This window comes from Oleiphilus sp. HI0132 (genome assembly GCF_001635845.1).
Genome location: NZ_LWGJ01001836.1, coordinates 1 through 20,931, shown reverse-complemented (window position 1 = coordinate 20,931; position 20,931 = coordinate 1). Strand labels below are relative to the sequence as shown.

Here is a 20,931-nt window from a genome sequence, read left to right as displayed (position 1 = left end):
ATATACCCCGTCAACAAGACCGCCCTCCACCATTAAAAGTGCTCTTTTTGCTGGGACCGAAGTAATCTCCAGCTGATAGCCCATTGTTTCAAAAATCTCATGTAGCAGTTGTGTAACGCTTCCGACGACTTTCCCAGCTTCTACGAAACTATGCGGAGCATGCTCAACGGTGACAAAGTGAAGTTCTTTCGAGGTCGTTTGGACGCTAAATAAACAAAGGCTCAAGAAACAAAAGGATGCTCTGAGAAATGGCAGGACATTGAAATCATGCAACATGTTTAATAGTCTTTTTCTGAAACGCGATTTTAGAATCCATATTAGCCGAGCAATGAGCGTTATACAAACCTCCGGCTCTGTAATGATATTTTTGGCAGGTATCAGACAAACCGATTCGAATCTAACAACTCTCAGATGTCTACTTTGTGGAGAAGACAGACTGTCAGAAAGGTAGTGCTTAGTGCTTCAAAATCAAAATTCTTCGACATCTTTAAATCAGGAGAACTAGGCCATTTCGACAATGCCCTTCAACGGCAGTTTTTGGCTTTAGCCGACTAAGCTTTTCTTGCTGTTTGTACGCTCTAGTTGAAATCTCTATTTCGATAGGTCAAGCTTAGTGCTAACTTTTTCAATTGAACGTTGGCTTTTACAGCCAGCGCTTTCTCTTAAACCAATAAACTAAGCCCGTTGATAGCGACAACATGATTGCGAGCAGGTAAAAATAGCCGTTCTCAACCTTGAGTTCAGGTATATAGTCAAAGTTCATCCCATATAGCCCTGCCAAAAAACTTAGTGGCACAAACACAGCGGTGATGACCGTTAAAACTCTCATCGTTTCATTCAGCTGATGCGCTGATATCGATAAATAACCATCGATCAAATCTCCGCAAATATCGTAGTGCATCTGAGCAAGTGTAAAAAGGCGCTGGAAACGATCATCTAAGTCGTTAATTGCATGCTCGCAAGCTGCCTTGTCGAAATATGCGTACTCATCACTTTCTTTATGTAAGCCTTCACTTATGTCCGTATGATAATTAAATGTCCGCGTCAGTTTTACCAGCCGCGACTTAAACTTTGTCAGCTCTTTCAACTGTTGGTCATTTGCATTGTTTTCGAGTTGCTCCTCAATCTCACTAAGTTGAGTATCAAAATTAAGCAACTTCTCGAGGTAAACACTCGATGCTGCTTTCATTATTTGAATAGCGACCGTCATAGGAGATATATGTTTGAGTTTACGCAAGGCTTTTTTAGATTGCTCTACCCCAACCGATTTAACCGGGTGAACAGTAACCAGAATGTTGTCTTTAACAATGAGTCCAATCGACTGATGTTGGAAAGATATATCATCTTCAATGGCACGAATTCCGCGATACAAAATAAATAAGTGCTCGTCAAAAAACTCGATTTTTGACGGGTGGCTCTTTCGCAGGGTATCTTCAATAGCAAGGTGGTCAATATTTAGCTCTGTGAGCAAACGTTTAATTATTTCATGATCTTCGGTCGTAAGATCAATCCACAGCTTTTGGCTCGTGAGTAAGTCGCCGGAAATTAGATCATCAATCGACATTGCTTCGAGCTCTTGACTCTTACCATCGTCAGAGAGCTGGATAATACTTAACATGTCATAACCCTCTATATCTCTATTATTTCTGGCACTTCAATCTCTGGAGCGTCTTCTACAGGCATTTCAAGCGCCCTAATAACATTGAGAATGTTTTCTATCTCGTTCGTATGAATGTTCTCTCGATGATGGCACGCAAAGATTTGTCTAGCAATGACCGGCGCATCGGCAACTTGATAAAGGCTTTTGTCGATATAGGGTTCAATTAAACGGTATGGTAAATAGGCACTGCCGCCAAATTCAAGCATAAATTCAAGCGCTATTCGTGAAAGCGTAGTATGAAGAATAGGTGATATATTATCTGAAAACACCTGAGTAAAACTCATTTGAAACGACAAACCCCAATCAATGGCAATATAACGTTGCTGGACTGCCTCCTCTGCTGTTGCGTCAGCATTCGTGCTAACCAAAATCAGTTCGGCGGGGGTTATGGGTATAGATACCAAGTCATTGAGTTTCGCTGGTTCATAAATAAGCGCCACATCCAATGTACGTTCCATTAGGTGCCGGGTTAAGATATCTGGATTGTGCGCTTCCGTCCTCAATGCCATTTCTGGAAAATCGCGATGAAGTCGGTGCAATGTGTCTTGCAGCACCAGGTCCCAAAGACCTGTTGTGGCACCGAGAGAAATTACGTGTTTTTGTTTCTTTCGTAGCGATACATCTTGGCGAGCTCTTTCCCATGCAATGATAATTGTTTCGGCATGATTAATAAGGCGCTCACCTGTCACCGTTAATTGTAAGTTATTCCTAAAGCGAGTAAAAAGCTTCGCACCTAATACATTTTCCAATTGTTTGATACGAGCACTGACCGCTGCTTGGGTAAGGTATAAGTTTTCAGCCGCTTTACCAAAGTGACGCGTATTCTTTACTTCCAAAAATGTACGTAATAACTCAATGTCCATGATGTCGCCTATGTTAAGGCCAGCGAGCTAACCTATTTATGCCAATAGTCCTTAAATATAGTACTAAAGAGACAATTAAGTCTAACCCTATCACCTAAAGGAGAACTATCACAAATTAAGGCCAGGTATGCATCGCGACCATCACCCTGGCAGGGCGGTTCATAAGGTATAGAGTCACACATTTTTCGTGCTAAATTTGACAACAAAAAGCATAATTCAGAGGTATTTGATATCTCGGCTTTCCCAGCCAAGTCACTTAGCGAAACATACTCGCGACCTGCTTTAAAAAGTTCACAGATAATGTCGTTCGTTTTGCGGCTTTCAATTGGAAGGGTCTCACAAATTGCGCGATACCATGCTGTTAGGTCAGGCATGCTATTTTCTCTCAGTCTAATTTCGTTCCTGATATGACTGTCAACAACACCCTTGAGGTATTGAAATGGTTCATCACTATCTAAACCCTCACAATAAGCAACTCTCTCACCCTGCTTAAAAACCTCGCCGGTACTCACTCCGTTAGTGACTCGGTTTACTAGCTTGTAGGTTCTATAAAAACTTTCTTTTATCTGACTCTTGGTTAATCTGTCAGGCATTGTTAAGACGTTCATCATAGTAGATTCCAAAACAACTGATTGATAGCACTATCCTCATTATTGTCATACTAGTTTCGTCATTCGACCACCTAATAAATTTTGTCGTCAACACAAATTCTTTTCGTTTTACGCTTTAAAAAATCAGGCCCAAAATTACGACAGATTTACACAAGCTCAACTGACAATGTTTGGAGGTATCCCAATGAAAATAGCAATCCTATCCCGTAACCCAGAGCTCTACTCTACTCGCCGACTAAAAGAAGAAGGAGAAGAGATGGGGCATACTGTTGATGTCATCGATACAATGCATTGTTATATGGATATTACCAGCGCCAAACCTTCTGTGAGATACAAAGGTAAGCCCTTACCTCTTTATGACGCTGTCATTCCACGAATAGGAGCTTCGGTTACTTTCTACGGTACTTCGGTCGTCAGACAATTTGAAATGATGGGAACTTATTGTATTAATGAATCGGTCGCGATTAGCCGGTCACGGGACAAACTTCGTTCTTTACAACTGTTATCTAGAAAAGGGATTGGTTTACCTAGAACAGGTTTCGCAAATCGGCCTGACAAGATAGATGACTTACTTAAGAATGTCGGTGGCGCACCCGTTGTCATTAAGTTATTGGAAGGCACTCAGGGCATTGGTGTTGTATTAGCGGAAACGACAAAGACAGCCGAAAGCATCATTGAGGCATTTATGGGTCTAAAAGCAAACATCCTTGTACAAGAGTACATTAAGGAGGCAAATGGTGCTGATATTCGCTGTCTTGTGGTGGGAGATAAAGTCGTTGCTGCAATGAAACGTCAGGCTGCGCCTGGTGAGTTTCGCTCAAACCTACACAGAGGGGGCTCGGCTGAAATAGTTCGCTTATCGCCAGCTGAAAGAAAAACAGCAGTCGATGCAGCAAAGACAATGGGCTTATCAATGTGCGGTGTAGATATTCTTCGAAGTGCTACCGGGCCCGTTGTCATGGAAGTGAACTCTTCCCCGGGGCTAGAAGGCATTGAAACGGCTACCGGCAAAAATGTAGCGGGGATGATTATTTCGCATATCGAAAAGAAGGCAAAACCCAACGCAACCAAAACTAAAGGGAAAGGTTAGTTATTAGTTGAGACAATGCAAATATTAGTTGAGATATTACAATGAGACAGAGCTTTTCCATAGCAGGACGTGACATCAAACCGGGTGAATCAGCATACATTGAAATGCCCACCGTTGCGCTGTATACCGACACCGAAATGTCGATGCCGGTATACGTGAAACACGGTAAAAAAGATGGCCCGGTATTGTTCGTTAGCGCTGCGATTCATGGTGATGAGTTAAATGGTACTGAGATTATTAGTCGCCTAATTCAAGGTAAACAACTTAGAGGAATGAAGGGAACGCTCATAGCAGTCCCCATTGTAAATGTTTATGGCGTCATTTCACAAAGCCGCTATCTACCTGACAGAAGAGATTTAAACAGAAGCTTCCCCGGCTCGACTAAAGGGTCGTTAGCAGGAAGAATTGCAAACCAGTTTCTGAAAGAGATCGTTTCAAAATCGGACTACGGGATTGATTTACATACAGGTGCGATTCATCGCTCAAATCTGCCACAGATACGAGCAAATTTAGATGATGAAAGAACAAATGAACTTGCAAAAGCCTTTGGCGTGCCTGTTGTACTTAATGCCGATATAAGGGATGGATCGTTGAGAGAATCTGCTGGAGAACTGGGCGTACCAGTACTTTTATATGAAGCAGGTGAAGCATTGCGATTTGATGAATTATCTATTCGTGCGGGTGTAAGAGGCATCGTTAACGTTATGCGTTCATTAGATATGCTTACCAAACGACGAAGCAAGCTTAAATATGAACCTTTTATTGCTAGGCAGTCAGGATGGGTAAGGTCAACTGACAGTGGCTTTATCCGTTATAAAAGAACGCTTGGTGAGCTCGTGGAGAAAGGCGATGCGCTGGCAGATATTCAAGACCCGTTTGGTCGAGTATTAGACACCATCACGAGTCATGCTAAGGGTATTATTATTGGTAAACAGAACATCCCATTAGCACAGGAGGGTGAAGCATTATTTCATATTGCTTATTTTTCCAAGCCAAACGAAGTGGCTGAAAATCTAGAGCTAATGAATGACAATTTGGTCAGTGAATCCGAGGTATTGTTAAATGAGCCATGATAACTTTTCAAAGAATGGAAACCTAAGTGAGGAGCAAACAATTGTGGGAAGTTCCTTCGCGAAATACCTTGATGGAAAGATCTTACTGGGTGCAGTCGAGTACGCTGACCTACCTGGACTACATTTATTCAACGTTCAGGTAAGAGTTGACACCGGCGCTAACAACTCATCTTTGCACGTCGAAAATATTGAGTATGAAGAGAGGGATAATGAAACTTGGGTCAGTTTTGATTTACCAAAGGATGTCTTTCCTGACCGAAGGGCGAGTAGACGGTCAGCAAAACTCGTCGACAAAAGGCTTGTTAAAACCAATAATGAGGCTAAAGAGAAGCGTTGCTTGATTGAAGCGAGTGTCTGCATTGGGAAAAGTCATTGGACGATACCCATCACCTTAACTGACCGCTCTAATATGCGATATCCTATGTTGCTGGGTCGCACCGCAATGGCAGGACGAGCGCTTGTGGACCCCGAGTCGGAGTATATCCAGAGTGAAGATAGAATGAGCGTAAACTATGAATAGCTTATGCTCGTAGACAGACAATAAGTATGAAGTTGAAGCAAAGTATTCTTGAGGTAAAAAATGTTTGATGAGCTTTTGGCCTGGTTTTCAATGTACAAAGTAAATGTGTTGCTAACGTTGGTTATCATCATTATCTACGGCTTTTTTAAATACGTACTACGACCACGAATCATCGCACATGCAGAGCACGGAAATCTAAAAGACAAATCGAAAGAAACCGCGCTCGCTGCAGTAAATGTGTTGCTGTTAATCGGAACAGTGGTAGTCACTCTATTTGTATGGGGTTTTGACTTCAAAGGACTCCTGACATTGTCTGCCAGTATTCTGGCGGTCACTGGTGTGGCGTTATTCGCCGGGTGGTCGGTACTAAGTAACATCACCTCATTTTTTATTCTTTTAGTGCAAAAGTCATTCAGGCGTGGCAACTTCGTCAGAGTGATTGATGGCGATAATTACGTCGAGGGGTATATTTCTGAAATTAACTTATTCAGCACTAAACTAATCAGTGAAGCGCGTGAAGTTATTATATATCCAAACAACTTACTTCTAACCAGACCAATGCTCGTCAATCCTAGAGATCGTTTAAAAGGGATTGGTAAATTGCAGTCTGAAGAGTACAAAGAAGACAAACAGTCTTAATTTAGAATAACCCGAGTTGCCTAGTTATTCAAACAATTACTTAGCGGGATACGAAGCGGGCAATACGACGACCAGTTGATCTATCGAAAGCGCTTAAGAAGAAAACTCAGAGATTACACCTCGAATATACCCCCTCATGCCCAAGCCGCCAAAAAAGCTGACGAGTGGCTAGTCAGCGAAGGCAAGGCGCCACGTTATGAAAATGGCGGCTGGGTCTCTTATTGTTATACCGTGAATGGGCCTGAGCCTATAGAACACCTTGTATCACCACTTGATTATGACCTGTATCTCGCCAGACAAATCGCACCTATTGTCGATGGTGTAGTCAGCTTCTTAGGCACCTCATATAACGAGATTACTAGTGACCAATTGAGCTTGTTGTAGCTGCCCAACCTTTAGGTTGAGCCTTCCACAAGTGCAACCCAGCGTCAATATTTTAAAACCTAGGGTCAAGGGATTAACGCTCCTTATCTGTACAATTCTCCTGCAGAATTTAAAAACCAATAACAATCTAATAGCTACGTTTACAAAGGAATAATAATGAACGATAGAAAGATTCCACTCGCACTTGAACATGTTTATCGCTGGGAAAAGGAAAAGGCCCAGGACATTTACCTCACGCAACCTCTTGGCAATGGACAAGTTAAAACCTATACCTGGCAACAAGCCGTATCTGAAGCCAGAAAGATGGCGAACTATTTGAAGACTCTTAATTTACCAGCCAAGAGCCACATAGCATTACTGTCAAAAAACTGCGCTCAGTGGGTCATGGCGGATTGGGCAATCTGGATGGCAGGACACGTTACCGTTCCGCTCTACCCAACCCTAAACGCCGATACCGTCAGCTATATACTTGAGCATTCCGAAGCACAAGTCCTATTCGCTGGTAAGCTTGATGATTGGGACGATATGAAAGACGGTATTCCAGAAAGCTTACCCTGTATTTCCTTTGACTTAAGCCCGGAAGAAGTGCAGCAAAAGTATACTAGCTGGGATCAGATTGTCGCAAAGAATGAAGCCTTAAGTGAAAATACAGCTCGCGAAGCAGATGAAATCGCCACGATTGTTTATACCTCTGGTAGCACCGGGAACCCCAAAGGCGTGATGCTATCTTTCCATAGCATGGCCTATGCTGCACAAGGCGCGATAGCCTCATTAAAAGTGACTGATCAAGACAGAATGCTTTCTTACCTTCCTTTGGCACACGTGATGGAGCGTTTTGTAGTCGAAATGGCCTCTATATCTGTTGGCTTTCAATTATTTTTCGCCGACAAACTCGATACCTTTGTCGCTGACTTGAACCGAGCAAACCCTACCTTGTTCCTGGCGGTTCCTCGAATTTGGACAATATTCCAGACAGGTGTCTTTGCCAAGATGCCAAAACAAAAGCTCGATCGTTTGATGAAGATTCCTTTACTGTCAGGCTATATGAAAAAACGCGTATTGAAGACGCTTGGTCTGCAGGATGTACGCTATGCTGCGAGTGGCTCTGCACCACTAAGTCAAGATACGATTGCCTGGTACCAAAAGCTTGGTCTTGAACTCCTCGAAGGCTACGGCATGTCTGAAAACTTTGGTTATTCTCATATGTCCCAGCCAGGCAGAAGTTGCCTTGGTTACGTAGGTGAACCTTTACCTGGTGTTGATTGTCGAATCAGTGAGCAAGGTGAAATTCAAATCAAGAGCCCTACCCTGATGATGGGTTACTACAAGGATGAGGCGAAAACCAAGGCTGAGTTCACTGAAGATGGCTATTTGAAAACCGGGGATCGTGGTGAAATTGATGAACTTAAACGCCTTAAGATTACCGGACGAACCAAAGAAATATTTAAAACCAGTAAAGGTAAATACGTTGCGCCAGCGCCAATAGAGAATAAGATTATTGGCCATCAAGACATTGAGATGGTTTGTGTATCGGGCGCTGAGTACCCACAACCTCACGCATTGGTAGTATTAGCCGAATCATCGGCCAAAAAAACAAGCTGTGATGACTTTAAAGCAGAGCTTGCCTCTAGCTTTCAATCTTTAATCAAGGACGTAAACTCTACACTTGACCCTCATGAGCATATCAAGTTCGTGACGATTGTCAGTGATGAGTGGAGCATCGCCAGCGGGCACCTAACACCGACGATGAAGATGAAGCGAGATGTTATTGAGTCGAGTTACAAGCCTCATTTGGATGATTGGTATGAAGCACGCCAAGCGGTTGTTTGGCATTAGGGTGCACTATCGTCATCCCGGTGTGCTCTTCAGCCGGGATCCATGATACCTAGCACGGCGCATCAAGCAAAATGGATTCCCGCTTAACACACTGCGGGAATGACGCGTCTTTAAGACTACGGGAATGGCGCGTTTTTAAGACTGCAGGATTTCAGCAACTTGACCATCCGTGAAATCCCTATCACCGTTCCGAAAAGAATATATCACCGTATTCAGCTTCGGCATTCGACCCGGAGTCATCGGCATCAGTCATAATCGCAATCGCCTCAACTTCGTCATAGGATTTGCCGAGCCAGGCTTTCAGATCTTCCTGAATATTTCGTTTTTCTATATGCCACTGCCCTGCGCCGTCGCTATTATTTCGTAAGGGTATCATCAGAGTGTTGTCAGGCGCATAAGCATTGGGCCAACTTGCTGGCGCATCTTCCCGGCTCGACCAGACATAATTCAAGGCCTTGGTTTGCCAGAAAAACCAGCCATCAGAAACGACTACATAGATTCTCGCAGCATAGTCATCGCCTTGCTTCGTTTCTTCAGGCAAACTCGCTAAGGGTTTATTGACCTTCCAGCGCCAATTTAAAAAGGGAGTCTTCTGTATATTCACTTTCATTTTCTTGAACATACCCGAAGCAGAAGCTTGACTAATTGCATGCAAAACCTTCAGTTTGGGATTATCACTTTCGTCTTTCAAACGATAAGAGGTTTCATCATTGAATTCGACCGACTCCCATTCCTCCAGCCCCCATTCAGAAAACTTTCCAATTGAGACAGTATTCTCTCCCTCAGCATATGCATTAAACCCGAATAAGACGAAGATAAAATAGCTAGAGTATAAAAAGACTTTGTTCATAAATGGTTTCTTCTGCAACATAAGTTCTTAAAAGAATATTAGGGTCGCAACCTGCCCCTAATATTCTCTTAAGAACACCATGGCAGCAAAAAGTTCAAAAAACAATGGTTGACTAAACCCGATACTGTATTAATATACAGTTAAATTGATAATCGCTTGATGGAGAAGAGTCATGCCAGTCATTGCAATGTGGAAATGTGATCGGGACGGTGCCATGTTTGAAAACAAAAAAGATGCAGACGCTCACGACAAAATGCTAGAGCTTGGTGAGCAATTTACGACCTTAATTGAAAGCCAAATAGCGGGTGTAGATGAAGCTCAAGCAGAATCCTTTGGCCTCTTACTTGCCAAGCATAAGGAGCTGATTATTCAAGCATGTAAGGGCAAACCAGAAGTTCTAGAGGAATTGAGCAATCCTCAGAATGTGACTGACATTAATGAGGCCAGCGGCTCGTAGCGCCCTAGGCCTCCTTGCCACGACTAGCGGTGCGCAGTGCGCACCCTATAAGGCCCCACACTCCCTCACCACCATAACAGGGTGGTTCGTGTACACCAAATTACGGCGAACCCACTGACCTGTCATTTGCGAAATCGTGCCTAAGCCTGTTCTTCCTTAACCTTTTTCACTAAACTCTCTCCCTCGTTTCTGTACGTCTGCTCTAGCGAGCATTAATTGGTGTACGTTATTTGATTTAAAGAGAGGTTTTATAATGCGATTGGTTTCTTGGAATGTTAACGGTATTCGAGCGGTGATGAAGAAAGACTTTCTCTCCTCTCTCGAATCTATGGAAACAGATGTTCTATGCTTGCAAGAAACCAAAGCCCAGGATGATCAGGTGATGGAAGCACTTAAAGATCTTGAGGGCTATCATATCTACTGTAACTCTGCCGAGAAGAAAGGCTACTCAGGCACAGCTATTCTGACCAAACACGCACCTATTTCTGTCCAATACGATATGGGAATTGAAGAGCACGATCAGGAAGGTCGAGTGATTGCTGCTGAGTATGACGGCTTTTACTTGGTTACTGTCTACACCCCAAACTCTGGTAGTGAGCTTAAACGTTTGCCTTATCGTCAAGAGTGGGACAAAGACTTCAATGATTATTTAAAGAAACTCGAAGAAAGCAAGCCAGTTATCTTATGTGGCGACCTGAATGTTGCGCACAAAGACATCGACCTGGCCCGTCCCAAGCCCAACTACAATAAAAGTGCTGGCTACACGCAGGCAGAAATTGACGGTTTAGACCGCTACGTTGCGTCTGGTTTTATAGACACTTACCGAGAACTAAACCCTGAAACCGTCAAATATAGTTGGTGGAGCTATCGAGCCGGCGCCCGTGCGAAGAACGTAGGCTGGAGGATTGATTACTTCCTCGCCTCCCAAAGCTTGCGCGACAACATCAAAGCCGCCGATATTCTCAACGATATTATGGGTTCTGACCATTGCCCTGTTCAGATCGATCTAGCGCTTTAGACGTAAGATCCCACGAATACCAACTTCGTCACGTTGATTTATCCTTGGTCAACGTGACAAGCACTCAACTTGCCCTATACTTTTAAAGATCAACTGGAAATTACGACCTTTTCAGTCCAACTCTTTCGCCATTAGTTCAAGGTTTGTTAGTGCTCTCATCCATGTGCCCCCAGATTAGGGATTTGATAAAGCGTTCTTTTAGCTGCTGCTTGCTTATTATTGCACTCATGTCAGTGACCTGCGCTCATGCTGATAATTTATCGATAACAGACCAAACCCGCTTCATTACGCCTAACCAGAGTATTACACCCACAACAATTTACACACCAGGTAAAAGCCAAGGCATTCCGATAGGCTCAAAAATGCTCTACTTAGAGGATGAGGAGCATCGCCATAGTATTAATACAATTCTAAATAAAACACACGCATGGAAGCACATACAACGAGCCTCCCCAAACTTTGGCTTCACCAACTCAGCTTTTTGGTTTAAGTTTAGAATTGATAACCCAAGCAACAAGCCCAGCGATGTTTACCTAGAGCTAGCCATTCCTTTTCTGGATAAGGTAGAACTATATCAAGTAAATAAAGGGCAAGTTGTTGCTCAGCATGTAGTCGGTGACACCTATCCCTTTGAGCAAAGACCAATAAGCCATCAAAACTTTGTTTTACCGTATACACTGAACAAAGGAAGCAATGAGTTCGTCATGCGAATCGCTTCCGCGGGAACTATCGAAGCACCATTAATACTCTGGGACACCGAGAGTCATGCCAAATTTTCTTCTGACGACCACCTGATGCAAGGTATCTGGGCAGGCGTCATCGGCATCATGGTCATCTATAATTTATTGCTATTTTTCTCTATCAGGGAAATGAGCTATTTCTACTATGTTCTTTTCGTTTTCAGTTACTTGCTCTTTCAAATAAGCCTAAAGGGTTATGGCTTTGCCTATCTATGGCCAGAGGCTCTAGAATGGAATAGCTACGCGATATCCGTTTTTATCGGCGGTTGTAATATTACCGTTTTAGTGCTGATTATTGAGTTTTTAAAGCTCAAAGAAACCAACCCAAAAGCTTATCGCATTGCACAAGCTTTAGCAGTCGTGTCCAGCATCTCATTTGTGCTGACCTTTATCATTTCATATAGCATTACGATACGTCTAAACAGCGCTCTTGCTTTAATCAATTGCACCATGTCAATGCTACTCGGGTATATCGCTTTGTTCCGGGGACATTCTGATGCTCGCTACTACTGCCTCGCCTGGACCACAACTTTCTTGGGGATTGGTACATTAGGCGCGGTTAAATTCGGGCTCGTGACGGCCAATTTCTTTACCAATAATGCAGGGCAAATTGGTGTTCTATTTTTGGTATCCCTGCTTTCTCTTGCTCTAGCCAACCGAATAAACCGTGAAAAAGAAATGCGCATTCTCGGCCAGGAATCTGTACTTTCAAGTGAAAAGAGGCTACGAGAGTCGCAAGAGCAATTATTGGAAACACAAACCACTATCAATGCCCAGCTAGAGTCCAAAGTCCGTGAGCGGACTCAATCCATGCAACGAGCGCTCACCGAGCTTGAGCAAGCAAATAATCGCCTGGAGTTAGCCTCTACAACCGACTCCTTGACCACTCTATTCAATCGCCGGCACTTTGAATCACGCCTGCATATCGAGCTAAAAAGAGCTGAACGGCACCGCCGCGAGTTGTCTGTCATATTATGCGATTTAGATCGTTTCAAATCGATCAATGATAACTATGGGCATAAAACTGGAGACGAATGCCTCCGCCATGCCGCAGTAATTCTAAAAAACACTATCACACGTTCAGGCGATATCATCGCGCGCTACGGAGGTGAAGAATTTATTATTTTGCTTGTTGATACCTCATTGAATGAAGCTGAGCATGTTGCCAACACCCTATGCCAAGAATTTTCAAACTCTGCCTTCGAATCAAACGGCAATATTATCGAGTTTACTGCAAGTTTTGGTGTATCCAGCTTATCTCAAAAGTCCCCCAAGACTGCTGACGAGCTCGTCACGCGTGCCGATATTGCAATGTATGAAGCTAAGAATAACGGCAGAAATCAGGTAAAGCTCTGGAACAATCCGGGCGCCCCTACCACACCAGAATAAGTACGACCCAAGAACCAAGTTTATGGAAACCTCCCCGCAAAGCCAGTCTCTTTTTAATTACTATAACTTTTATCGAGTCGTTGTCAGTATTCTGCTATTTGGAATATCAATATCGCAACACAGCGTGGTACAAGAATTTCGCTCACCTCTAATATTTGAGGCGCTTACGCCAATTTATTTAGGGCTGAACCTCTTTTGGCTACTCGCATTTCGCTTTCTCATCGACGCTCACCCCAAGCAAATTTTTATTACATTACTTCTCGATATACTGCTCTTGCATGCCTTGTTCTATTTTGCCTCGGGTATCTCTGGTGGTTTGGCTAACCTGATCATTATCAGTGTCGCCGCAGGTAATATCATTATTCGAGGACGGATAGGACTTTCATTCGCTGCCTGGGCCACACTGCTTACTATTTTAATTGAGGGTGAGCGCTTCCTTAACGGCTTCAATTCACTTTCCGATGTCCCGCGGACAGGTCTGATTGGCTGCATGTACTTTGCGAGTGCCTATATACTCCAATATTTGTCGATCAAGATTTCGGAAAATGAATCTTTACTTAAACAACAAGAGCAAGATTTAAGAAAGCTGGAAAAGCTTAACCACCAGATTATCCAGAGCATGAGAACAGGTATTATCGTCTGTAGTGAGCAAGGCGAGGTTAAATTAATCAACCATGCCTGCCTGGATTTAGTCAGCCTGGCGGAAAAGCAGCCCTTACCTTCCTTGATTGCTGATAGGCTAACATTATGGAAAGAAGCACCCGGCGTACGTACAACTCCCTTTCGAGTCAGCCAGGAAAAACCTTTGGTTCAGGCAAATTTCTCTCGCTTACAAAATGAAGCAGAGTCTGACATCCTGGTTTTTTTAGATGATACTCGCAAGACTGCGCAACAAGCTCAACATATGAAACTGGCCTCTCTCGGTCGCTTAACCGCAAGTATAGCGCATGAAGTTAGAAACCCATTAGGAGCAATTAGCCACGCAACACAACTCCTGGCTGAGTCTGAAAACCTTGACCCGGCAGACCATAAGATGACGGATATCATCCAGCGTCACTCAAAGCGTGTAAATCAGATCATTGAAAACACTCTGCAACTTAGTCGTCGAACAGAGCCAGAAGTTGAAGACATCACCTTGGCCAACTGGATTGATAAAATCGTCGGCGAATATAAAGGGCACCTGCACTCATCAGACAGAATTAATATTATACTTGCAGACAAAGACGCAACAGCACGCTTTGACCCAAGCCAAATGGAGCAAGTGTTTATCAACCTGATCGACAATGGGCTTAGGCATGGCTTAAAGTCAGATTGCAGCGCACAGTTATTTATATTGCTATCCAAAACCACAAAGGATGGCCAAGCCTATATCGAAGTAATCGATCAGGGTGAAGGAGTCTCTGAAGAGAACTCCCATCATTTATTTGAACCATTCTTCACCACTGAATCTCAGGGCACAGGACTTGGTTTGTATTTATCACGAGAAATCTGCGAAGCAAACCAAGCTCATCTGGACTATATCAACCCGGCCAGTACCGAATTTCATCAGCATTGGAAGTTTGATAACCATCGACTAGACAATAAGGCTTATCAGGCTCTTAAAGACCTTAAGCTTGGTGCGTGCTTTCGAATTGTATTTGCTCACCACAAGCGAATTGTTTAACAATAGGCTTATTCTTCTTAATGCTTTCTAAGCGACAGACAAGACTCAATATATGACCAAGCAACGCGCCTTAATTATCGACGATGAACCTGATATTCGAGAGCTGTTAGAAATCACACTCATGCGTATGGGGATAGACACCTGTAGCAGTGCGACAATCATGGACGCCAAGGCCTACCTAAGTGAACAAAGCTTTGACCTTTGTCTCACCGATATGAATTTGCCTGATGGCAACGGCATTGATCTCGTGTCGTTCATACAAAAAAATCATCCCGATATGCCCGTTGCCATGATTACCGCGTACGGCAACGTCGAAACAGCCATCAGTGCCCTTAAGGCTGGTGCTTTTGATTTTATTTCAAAGCCTGTTGACCTTAATCAGCTACGAGGGCTGGTGACCAGCGCATTAGAGTTATCAAAACGTAAGGCAAACGAAAGTCCCTCTAGCACTCAACCCGAGCACATAAAAGGCAAAACAAAAGCCATTCAGAAGCTCAACAAACAGATCGATAAACTGGCACGTAGCCAAGCTCCAATTTATATTTCTGGTGAGTCAGGTAGCGGTAAAGAGCTGGTCGCTAAAATGATTCATCAAAACAGCCCTCGCGCTAGTACCGGCCGCTTTGTCCCGGTCAACTGTGGAGCTATTCCTAGTGAGCTGGTAGAGAGTGAATTCTTTGGCCACAAAAAAGGTAGCTTTAGTGGAGCAATCGAAGATAAATCCGGGCTATTTCGGGCAGCTGACGGCGGCACTCTATTTTTAGATGAAGTCGCCGACCTACCTCTTGAAATGCAGGTGAAGCTCTTACGTGCAATTCAGGAAAAGCGAATCCGGCCTGTTGGTGAACAGGAAGAGGTTCAAGTTAACGTCCGAATTCTTAGCGCCACCCATAAAGACCTGGCCAAACTCGTTGAAGATGGCAGCTTCAGGCAAGATTTGTTTTATCGAATTAATGTCATCAAACTCGATGTACCCTCGCTCAGGGAACGCAAAGAAGACGTTTCCTTACTCGCAGACTATTTCCTGGAAAAGATAGCCCGGGACTGTGGCGTCACAGACGCAAAGCTCTCCAATGCAGCACTTGAGAGCCTGTCAGAGTATAGCTTTCCAGGAAATGTACGAGAACTGGAAAATATCATCGAAAGAGCATTCACACTGTGTGAAGACAATATCATTGAACTTGGAGATCTGGACTTAAGCGCCGATTCAGCCGAAACGGGCCCAGATATCCAAAGCCCTTCTAATACTCAAGCGCCACCACAAACGACACACCGGATAGCGCAAGAACTGGGTAGCCGGGAACAAAACTCTGGCGCAGCTAAAGCAGGGATATCAGCGAGGCCTCCAGAACAGTCACTGGAAGACTATTTGGAAGAAATCGAACGGTATGAAATTGAACAAGCCCTAGCCGCCACAAAATGGAACCGGACGGCGGCTGCAAAAATGCTGGGAATTAGTTTTAGAGCCCTGCGCTATCGGCTGAAGAAGCTTGAGCTAGATTAGCTTCAAACTCTTATCAAAGGGTTATACGGTTCACTCGGTATAGGCGTCGATTCACCACTAACAATAGCGCTGAGTAAGGCAACCGAAGCGGGTGCGAGCACCAAGCCATTGCGATAGTGGCCGGCATTGATATAAAGGTTGTCAAACTCCTTCATTTGGCCAATATAGGGAATGCCATCTGGTGAGCCTGGGCGTAGACCCGACCAATGCGCACTGATAGGGCAGGAGGCCAAGCCTGGGAAGAGGTCTATCGCCATATCTGCCAATTCCTCTTTTGCTTGTTCCGTTGTGCGCTTATCAAAGCCGACGTCTTCCAGAGTACTACCTGCCAGTACCTTTCCGTCTCTACGTGGAATCACATACTTACCGTTGTTCATCACAACCCGGTTGACCAGGCCAATAGGCGCATCAAAAATTAACATTTGCCCTTTAACCGGCTTAACCTCAATACCATCATTTTTTGCGACACTGCGACTCCAGGCACCACTACAAATGACGACGGCATCAGCTCTATGCTCATCACCATTATGCAACTTAACGCCATCAAGTTTGTCTTTATTCGTCAGAAACGATGAGACTTCAGCGCCCTCATGAATAGTTACTAAGGGGTTACGCTGCAAAGAGGTATACAAAGCCTGCAGTAAACGAGGGTTACGGATACTGGAAACTTGAGACATCCACAAACCATCTTTAACACCTTCACGCAAAGCAGGCTCAAGCTCATAGATTTTCTCAGCATCTACTGTTTCCATCCATTTATGATGCTCTTCAGACCACTTAAGTGCGGCTTCCCTATCCTCGACCTGAAGCATTAACAAGCCATGGCGAGTCAATTCCGGGTCAATATCACTCTCGGCCTCTAAAGACTGTGCGAGATTCGGGTAGTAGGACTGAGACCAGCTTGCCAAAGCCGTGACTGGCTCAGAGTAACGCCAAGGGTATAAGGGAGATACGATTCCACCTCCGGCCCAACTGGCCTCAGTACCGCAAGCACTTTTATCAAGCAGCACGACTTCAATGCCCTTTAACGCCAATTCTCTGGCTTGCATCATACCGATTGCACCAGCGCCAACGATGATTACTTTCAAGTTTCTCATTTCCTTTAGCAATATGTTTTCGACTTGCATTTTATATCAATCACCAAGAAAATACTCTTTCCAAGGGATGATCTTTATCAAGGAGTGATGAAAATGCCCCCTTCTGTTATGCACCGATGCAATAAGTACCATCAAGAACAAAAATCCAGGCAAAGTGGAATTACACTTGTCGAGCTACTCACCTGTTTGGCCATTGTTTCTATCTTGACCTTTGTCGTTATTCCTTCCTTCAATGACATTTTCCAAAATGCCCGTTCGGACAGCAATATCAACCACTTGAGCCAATTCATTCGACATGCAAAAAGAGAAGCGCTCGCCAGACAAACACGCATTACCTTATGCCCATCCTCTTCAGGCCTACAGTGCGAACAAGGTTGGCAAGCTGGCGCAATGATATTCATTGACGAAGACAAGGACCAGAAACGTGATGAGAGCGAACTATTACTCCAGCTCAAAACCCCTTTTATCCCTTCTGGAACAATAAGCTTTAACAACCCGACAAACAGAGTTGTTTTTTCCCGCCTTGGTTTTCCCCTTGGTAGTGCCGGAAGTTACATCTATTGCCCAGAAAACAATGACGAGAAATATGCGCGCGCCCTAATCATTAATTTCCAGGGTCGCTTAAGAATAGGGCGCGACAGTAACAGCGATGATATTGTTGAAGCGAGCGGTGGAAAGAATGTTAGCTGTGGTTAATTCCATTGCCCTTCTCTACGGCCATCAGAATATAACTCCAACCTCTCATCCGAACGAGTTTCAATGATCGGCTCAGCGACCAATGCGTAACAAGCCCCTTCGTCACAATCACTGAGGCCTGAGTCAATATAGAGATTGAAGTAGCCGTGATCCGATTCTAACTCGTCTTCATCATATGAAAGCAATTCTGACAAGCTTTGCGGGTAGCGCTGAAAGCTCATTGCATAACGCTCTAATTCAGTCTGCAAACGTAATAAAGCAGCCTTTCCCTCAGTCAGGCGACTCCGCTGTTGGTAGGACTCGTATGAAGGCAATGCCAGTGAAAATAGAATGGAAACAATAGCCAAACTTACAAGCAACTCTATTAAGGTAAAGGCTCTAGAACGATTCATCGCTGCCACCATGATAAGCGCCTTATACCGTCGGCTACCTCAAAGCCTAGGCGTTCTGACTCCTCTCCATAAAGGCTTTTGTTCTCGTTAGCTAGAAGAGATAGAAAGGACGGATCAGATATCAGGTGATCTATACGCTGCCTCGGGAAGCCTGCTTCATCAAGCAACAAATTTCCGGCTAATGCTCCGGTCTGTTTTTCGTCTGATAAAAGCTCGGTAAGTTCTTCACCGCTAAAAGCATGATATAGCTTCAGGGTATTCAAACCAGTTTCTGAACAATCATCACAGTCCTGGCGAAACGAGTTTAAGACAATTATCTCTCCCAAGTCGGCGATTGCTGAGGTAAACACTTCGTTTTTGGCTAGAGTGCGGAACCAGCCTCTACTTTTTACCCGGCTAGAACTTAACTGGAATTCACTCGTTCGCTGCCGGGAAAAATCTTCTCTCAAACCATAAATCGAAGAGCCCGCCGAAAAGAATAACCAAACCTTTCCCTCAGAGTCTCTTTTGAGTAAGGGCTTTTGAGAAATTTCGCCTTTGCTTGCAAATAATTTTGCTAGCTGCGGAATCATATACCGCCCTCGGTACGAGGAAGACTTGCCTTCACTTGAGGGGGTAACAGTATCTAGGGATTTAGTGAAGGTCAGAGAGTACAAGCTACCACTTTCCTGAGCCTTAGCTTTCTCGATCGTCCCGAAATATAAGAGATCAGTTAGACCGTCTTGATCTATATCTGCTGCCGAAATTCCTCCTATATGACCATTGCTTTCCTCAGCTCTAAATTGACGAAGCCTGACTTCTTTATCTAACGTCATTGTTTGCAAATCATAAAGAAATAAGCCGGGCCGTAGAGTGCCCTCCCCCGACCCAAAAGCCAAATACCAAAGAGGGGCACCACCATAATCGTCTGGGAGAGTCAGTGCGGTAGGCGTGCTTGTACACGGCCCCATTGAAGTGTGTTCAAATTCCGACATTAACGAGGGTGCTTGTCCAGGGTCCGTAATATCGAATAAGAGACACCTGTTGTTATGCTCACGACTCTGGCTACTATTGACTCCCATACCCACTAGCAACAAAGTCCCCCAACCTTGTGGATGAATACTTGAACGCTCATCAAATATTCTCGCATCAAAGCTATAGTAAGTGACATCAAGCAGGTTCAATCCACTCTCTTCCAGGGATTCATATTCAGGCTTCGTCAAGTATTCAGGCTTGAGTGTTTGATCCTCGGGTATATAAGCCCATAGTTCCCCCTCGGATGCTTGCCCTCCCTCGGCATTATCTTTATCGATGACAAGCAGTTCACCCTCCCCTGAAATGACATAGGCCATCGCTCGACGTGCCTGATAGTGTTTTTTAAACTCATCATAGCCAAGTGGGTCAATCGGCGAAAAAGCACGCTTTGGTGCTGAAACAACAATAGCAGGGCTTAACATCGCAGCAGTCGACATCTGCTCACTCGCATAACACGCCTTACTAGAAAGCAAACAAGAACTAAACAAACACCATACAACTGCAATATTCATACTTGTCTTCATCACGACACCTCGAAACGAAAATCGCCAACAAGATGAACGGCGCTTTGGTTCTGACCAATTACTGGCTTGCTAATACAGTGCAGCTGTAGGTATAAATAGCGCTGATCTGCGCTCCTTTGCACGATATGCTGACTATAAGAGTCGTACTGAAGCAAGTTATTCCCGGAATATTCCGGACGCAATCTGCTCTGAGTGATATAAACGTCTATCTCCATCTGTGAACTTGAATACGATAAAATTCGCGTCAACGATTCATTATCTTCTTCGGCAATTACTTCGAGGTTCAACAAGTCATCGATTAACTTGAAGCCTTCTGAGTATGACTTTTTGAGCTCAACATGACTATCTCGTCTAGAATCAATAAAGCTTTTTATTTGCTTCGCAGCTTGAAGCTGAAACTGATTTAGTTCATGACTGCTTTGTTGAAACGCCACTCTGGAAGACTGAGATTTAAAGCTTAGGTAACTGCTTTGCATCATCGTTGTTGAGAGTATTGTGAGGATCGCCAGCAACATTAATGACAAGACTAATGTAGCTCCGTATTGTTGCATGGCTCTTATTGGATATGTCTTTGATTTTAGGTGCATATTGCCTCCTTGCTCATCACCGCTGTTATTAACTAAGTATTCTTCAAACTAAATTCTGACTGAAACTTTTTGAATTTATACCTCCGTTCATGCTCTTCTGGCTCGAACTCAAAACCTGTACCCAGTTTGAATTCTCTTTCCGGATTCTCATTCGAACTTGCCGATAGCTTGCTTTTGAATAAAGCGAAAACACGTACCGACAATACATCATTCCAGCTGAAAACGTTATCGGCAGTAAGATAGCGCTCCACCTTGCCATCACCACTTAGATCGAGCCCATATTCAAATTGCATTTGCGCCACACCATTAACCAAGCGCTGTTTG

Annotated in this window: 22 protein-coding genes; 12 read left to right on the top strand and 10 right to left on the bottom strand. The window is 44.1% G+C overall.

The window, feature by feature from the left end; all coding sequences use genetic code 11:
- The 4 genes from A3766_RS32370 to A3766_RS27785 form a co-directional block, all read right to left on the bottom strand.
- On the bottom strand, positions 1–276 hold a 276-nt coding region (locus A3766_RS32370), incomplete at its 3' end, for a hypothetical protein (protein WP_231883019.1).
- Positions 277–643: 367 nt separating this feature from the next.
- On the bottom strand, positions 644–1,618 hold the full coding sequence (locus A3766_RS27795; RefSeq protein ID WP_068508819.1) for a magnesium transporter CorA family protein: 975 nt from the start codon (positions 1,616–1,618) through the stop codon (positions 644–646).
- Positions 1,619–1,629: 11 nt separating this feature from the next.
- Positions 1,630–2,523, bottom strand: a complete 894-nt coding sequence (locus A3766_RS27790; protein WP_068508821.1) for a LysR family transcriptional regulator — start codon at positions 2,521–2,523, stop codon at positions 1,630–1,632.
- Positions 2,524–2,555: 32 nt separating this feature from the next.
- Positions 2,556–3,134, bottom strand: coding sequence for a hypothetical protein (locus A3766_RS27785; RefSeq protein ID WP_068508825.1), 579 nt, complete (start codon positions 3,132–3,134; stop codon positions 2,556–2,558).
- Positions 3,135–3,318: 184 nt separating this feature from the next.
- Between A3766_RS27785 and rimK the strand changes: the two genes are divergently transcribed.
- The 6 genes from rimK to A3766_RS27755 all read left to right on the top strand — a co-directional run bounded on the left by rimK (position 3,319) and on the right by A3766_RS27755 (position 8,676).
- A complete protein-coding gene (gene rimK / locus A3766_RS27780; RefSeq protein WP_068508826.1) occupies positions 3,319–4,224 on the top strand; it encodes a 30S ribosomal protein S6--L-glutamate ligase in 906 nt (301 codons plus the stop codon).
- Between the two features lie 41 nt (positions 4,225–4,265).
- Positions 4,266–5,297, top strand: coding sequence for a succinylglutamate desuccinylase/aspartoacylase family protein (locus tag A3766_RS27775; RefSeq protein WP_068508839.1), 1,032 nt, complete (start codon positions 4,266–4,268; stop codon positions 5,295–5,297).
- Entirely contained in the window at positions 5,287–5,817 is a 531-nt protein-coding gene (locus A3766_RS27770) for a RimK/LysX family protein (RefSeq protein ID WP_082880487.1), read from the top strand. Before A3766_RS27775 ends, A3766_RS27770 begins: the two co-directional genes overlap by 11 nt.
- Positions 5,818–5,877: 60 nt before the next feature.
- Positions 5,878–6,456, top strand: a complete 579-nt coding sequence (locus tag A3766_RS27765) for a mechanosensitive ion channel domain-containing protein (RefSeq protein ID WP_068508841.1) — start codon at positions 5,878–5,880, stop codon at positions 6,454–6,456.
- 75 nt (positions 6,457–6,531) lie between these two features.
- Positions 6,532–6,840, top strand: coding sequence for a hypothetical protein (locus tag A3766_RS27760; RefSeq protein ID WP_068508842.1), 309 nt, complete (start codon positions 6,532–6,534; stop codon positions 6,838–6,840).
- 156 nt (positions 6,841–6,996) lie between these two features.
- Positions 6,997–8,676 (top strand): AMP-binding protein, encoded by a 1,680-nt coding sequence (locus A3766_RS27755; protein ID WP_068508844.1) that lies wholly within the window; start codon positions 6,997–6,999, stop codon positions 8,674–8,676.
- 181 nt (positions 8,677–8,857) lie between these two features.
- On the opposite strand, the gene A3766_RS27750 is transcribed toward A3766_RS27755, so the two are convergent.
- The gene (locus A3766_RS27750; RefSeq protein ID WP_197469663.1) at positions 8,858–9,526 is read right to left on the bottom strand and encodes a DUF3047 domain-containing protein; all 669 of its coding nucleotides are present in this window, start codon (positions 9,524–9,526) and stop codon (positions 8,858–8,860) included.
- A 172-nt stretch (positions 9,527–9,698) separates the two neighbouring features.
- Between A3766_RS27750 and A3766_RS27745 the strand changes: the two genes are divergently transcribed.
- The 5 genes from A3766_RS27745 to A3766_RS27725 all read left to right on the top strand — a co-directional run bounded on the left by A3766_RS27745 (position 9,699) and on the right by A3766_RS27725 (position 16,297).
- Positions 9,699–9,983 (top strand): YebG family protein, encoded by a 285-nt coding sequence (locus tag A3766_RS27745; RefSeq protein WP_068508847.1) that lies wholly within the window; start codon positions 9,699–9,701, stop codon positions 9,981–9,983.
- A gap of 253 nt (positions 9,984–10,236) precedes the next feature.
- Positions 10,237–11,001, top strand: a complete 765-nt coding sequence (locus tag A3766_RS27740) for an exodeoxyribonuclease III (RefSeq protein ID WP_068508849.1) — start codon at positions 10,237–10,239, stop codon at positions 10,999–11,001.
- A gap of 182 nt (positions 11,002–11,183) precedes the next feature.
- Positions 11,184–13,130, top strand: coding sequence for a diguanylate cyclase (locus A3766_RS27735; RefSeq protein WP_197479804.1), 1,947 nt, complete (start codon positions 11,184–11,186; stop codon positions 13,128–13,130).
- A gap of 22 nt (positions 13,131–13,152) precedes the next feature.
- Positions 13,153–14,793: a PAS domain-containing sensor histidine kinase gene (locus A3766_RS27730; protein WP_068512252.1), complete on the top strand. Its 1,641-nt coding sequence runs from the start codon at positions 13,153–13,155 to the stop codon at positions 14,791–14,793.
- A 52-nt stretch (positions 14,794–14,845) separates the two neighbouring features.
- Positions 14,846–16,297: a sigma-54 dependent transcriptional regulator gene (locus A3766_RS27725; RefSeq protein WP_068512255.1), complete on the top strand. Its 1,452-nt coding sequence runs from the start codon at positions 14,846–14,848 to the stop codon at positions 16,295–16,297.
- Positions 16,298–16,299: 2 nt separating this feature from the next.
- Here the strand turns inward: A3766_RS27725 and thiO are convergent, their stop codons facing one another.
- A complete protein-coding gene (thiO, locus tag A3766_RS27720) occupies positions 16,300–17,424 on the bottom strand; it encodes a glycine oxidase ThiO (protein ID WP_231883018.1) in 1,125 nt (374 codons plus the stop codon).
- 63 nt (positions 17,425–17,487) lie between these two features.
- Between thiO and A3766_RS27715 the strand changes: the two genes are divergently transcribed.
- Complete coding sequence (locus A3766_RS27715; RefSeq protein WP_068511756.1) at positions 17,488–18,090, top strand: GspH/FimT family pseudopilin; 603 nt, start codon at positions 17,488–17,490, stop codon at positions 18,088–18,090.
- Here A3766_RS27715 and A3766_RS27710 read toward each other — a convergent pair.
- The 4 genes from A3766_RS27710 to A3766_RS27695 all read right to left on the bottom strand — a co-directional run.
- Positions 18,087–18,482, bottom strand: a complete 396-nt coding sequence (locus tag A3766_RS27710; protein ID WP_197479803.1) for a type IV pilin protein — start codon at positions 18,480–18,482, stop codon at positions 18,087–18,089. The two genes, A3766_RS27715 and A3766_RS27710, sit on opposite strands and share 4 nt — an antisense overlap.
- The gene (locus A3766_RS27705) at positions 18,479–20,020 is read right to left on the bottom strand and encodes a hypothetical protein (protein WP_068512258.1); all 1,542 of its coding nucleotides are present in this window, start codon (positions 20,018–20,020) and stop codon (positions 18,479–18,481) included. Before A3766_RS27705 ends, A3766_RS27710 begins: the two co-directional genes overlap by 4 nt.
- The gene (locus A3766_RS27700; protein WP_156509200.1) at positions 20,020–20,607 is read right to left on the bottom strand and encodes a PilX N-terminal domain-containing pilus assembly protein; all 588 of its coding nucleotides are present in this window, start codon (positions 20,605–20,607) and stop codon (positions 20,020–20,022) included. The genes A3766_RS27705 and A3766_RS27700 overlap by 1 nt, the downstream gene beginning before the upstream one ends.
- 32 nt (positions 20,608–20,639) lie before the next feature.
- Positions 20,640–20,931: PilW family protein (locus A3766_RS27695; RefSeq protein WP_197479802.1), on the bottom strand; the 292-nt coding region annotated here is incomplete at its 5' end.

Excerpts from the sequence above, each read along its gene's own strand:
- A3766_RS27775 (WP_068508839.1), top strand. The coding sequence starts at position 4,266 with ATGAGACAGAGCTTTTCCATAGCAGGACGTGACATCAAACCGGGTGAA.
- A3766_RS27730 (WP_068512252.1), top strand. The coding sequence starts at position 13,153 with ATGGAAACCTCCCCGCAAAGCCAGTCTCTTTTTAATTACTATAACTTT.
- thiO (WP_231883018.1), bottom strand. The coding sequence starts at position 17,424 with ATGCAAGTCGAAAACATATTGCTAAAGGAAATGAGAAACTTGAAAGTA.
- A3766_RS27740 (WP_068508849.1), top strand. The coding sequence starts at position 10,237 with ATGCGATTGGTTTCTTGGAATGTTAACGGTATTCGAGCGGTGATGAAG.
- A3766_RS27770 (WP_082880487.1), top strand. The coding sequence starts at position 5,287 with ATGAGCCATGATAACTTTTCAAAGAATGGAAACCTAAGTGAGGAGCAA.
- A3766_RS27790 (WP_068508821.1), bottom strand. The coding sequence starts at position 2,523 with ATGGACATTGAGTTATTACGTACATTTTTGGAAGTAAAGAATACGCGT.
- A3766_RS27715 (WP_068511756.1), top strand. The coding sequence starts at position 17,488 with ATGCCCCCTTCTGTTATGCACCGATGCAATAAGTACCATCAAGAACAA.
- A3766_RS27785 (WP_068508825.1), bottom strand. The coding sequence starts at position 3,134 with ATGATGAACGTCTTAACAATGCCTGACAGATTAACCAAGAGTCAGATA.
- A3766_RS27765 (WP_068508841.1), top strand. The coding sequence starts at position 5,878 with ATGTTTGATGAGCTTTTGGCCTGGTTTTCAATGTACAAAGTAAATGTG.
- A3766_RS27745 (WP_068508847.1), top strand. The coding sequence starts at position 9,699 with ATGCCAGTCATTGCAATGTGGAAATGTGATCGGGACGGTGCCATGTTT.
- A3766_RS27725 (WP_068512255.1), top strand. The coding sequence starts at position 14,846 with ATGACCAAGCAACGCGCCTTAATTATCGACGATGAACCTGATATTCGA.
- A3766_RS27700 (WP_156509200.1), bottom strand. The coding sequence starts at position 20,607 with ATGCACCTAAAATCAAAGACATATCCAATAAGAGCCATGCAACAATAC.
- A3766_RS27705 (WP_068512258.1), bottom strand. The coding sequence starts at position 20,020 with ATGAAGACAAGTATGAATATTGCAGTTGTATGGTGTTTGTTTAGTTCT.
- A3766_RS27750 (WP_197469663.1), bottom strand. The coding sequence starts at position 9,526 with ATGAACAAAGTCTTTTTATACTCTAGCTATTTTATCTTCGTCTTATTC.
- rimK (WP_068508826.1), top strand. The coding sequence starts at position 3,319 with ATGAAAATAGCAATCCTATCCCGTAACCCAGAGCTCTACTCTACTCGC.
- A3766_RS27710 (WP_197479803.1), bottom strand. The coding sequence starts at position 18,482 with ATGAATCGTTCTAGAGCCTTTACCTTAATAGAGTTGCTTGTAAGTTTG.
- A3766_RS27755 (WP_068508844.1), top strand. The coding sequence starts at position 6,997 with ATGAACGATAGAAAGATTCCACTCGCACTTGAACATGTTTATCGCTGG.
- A3766_RS27795 (WP_068508819.1), bottom strand. The coding sequence starts at position 1,618 with ATGTTAAGTATTATCCAGCTCTCTGACGATGGTAAGAGTCAAGAGCTC.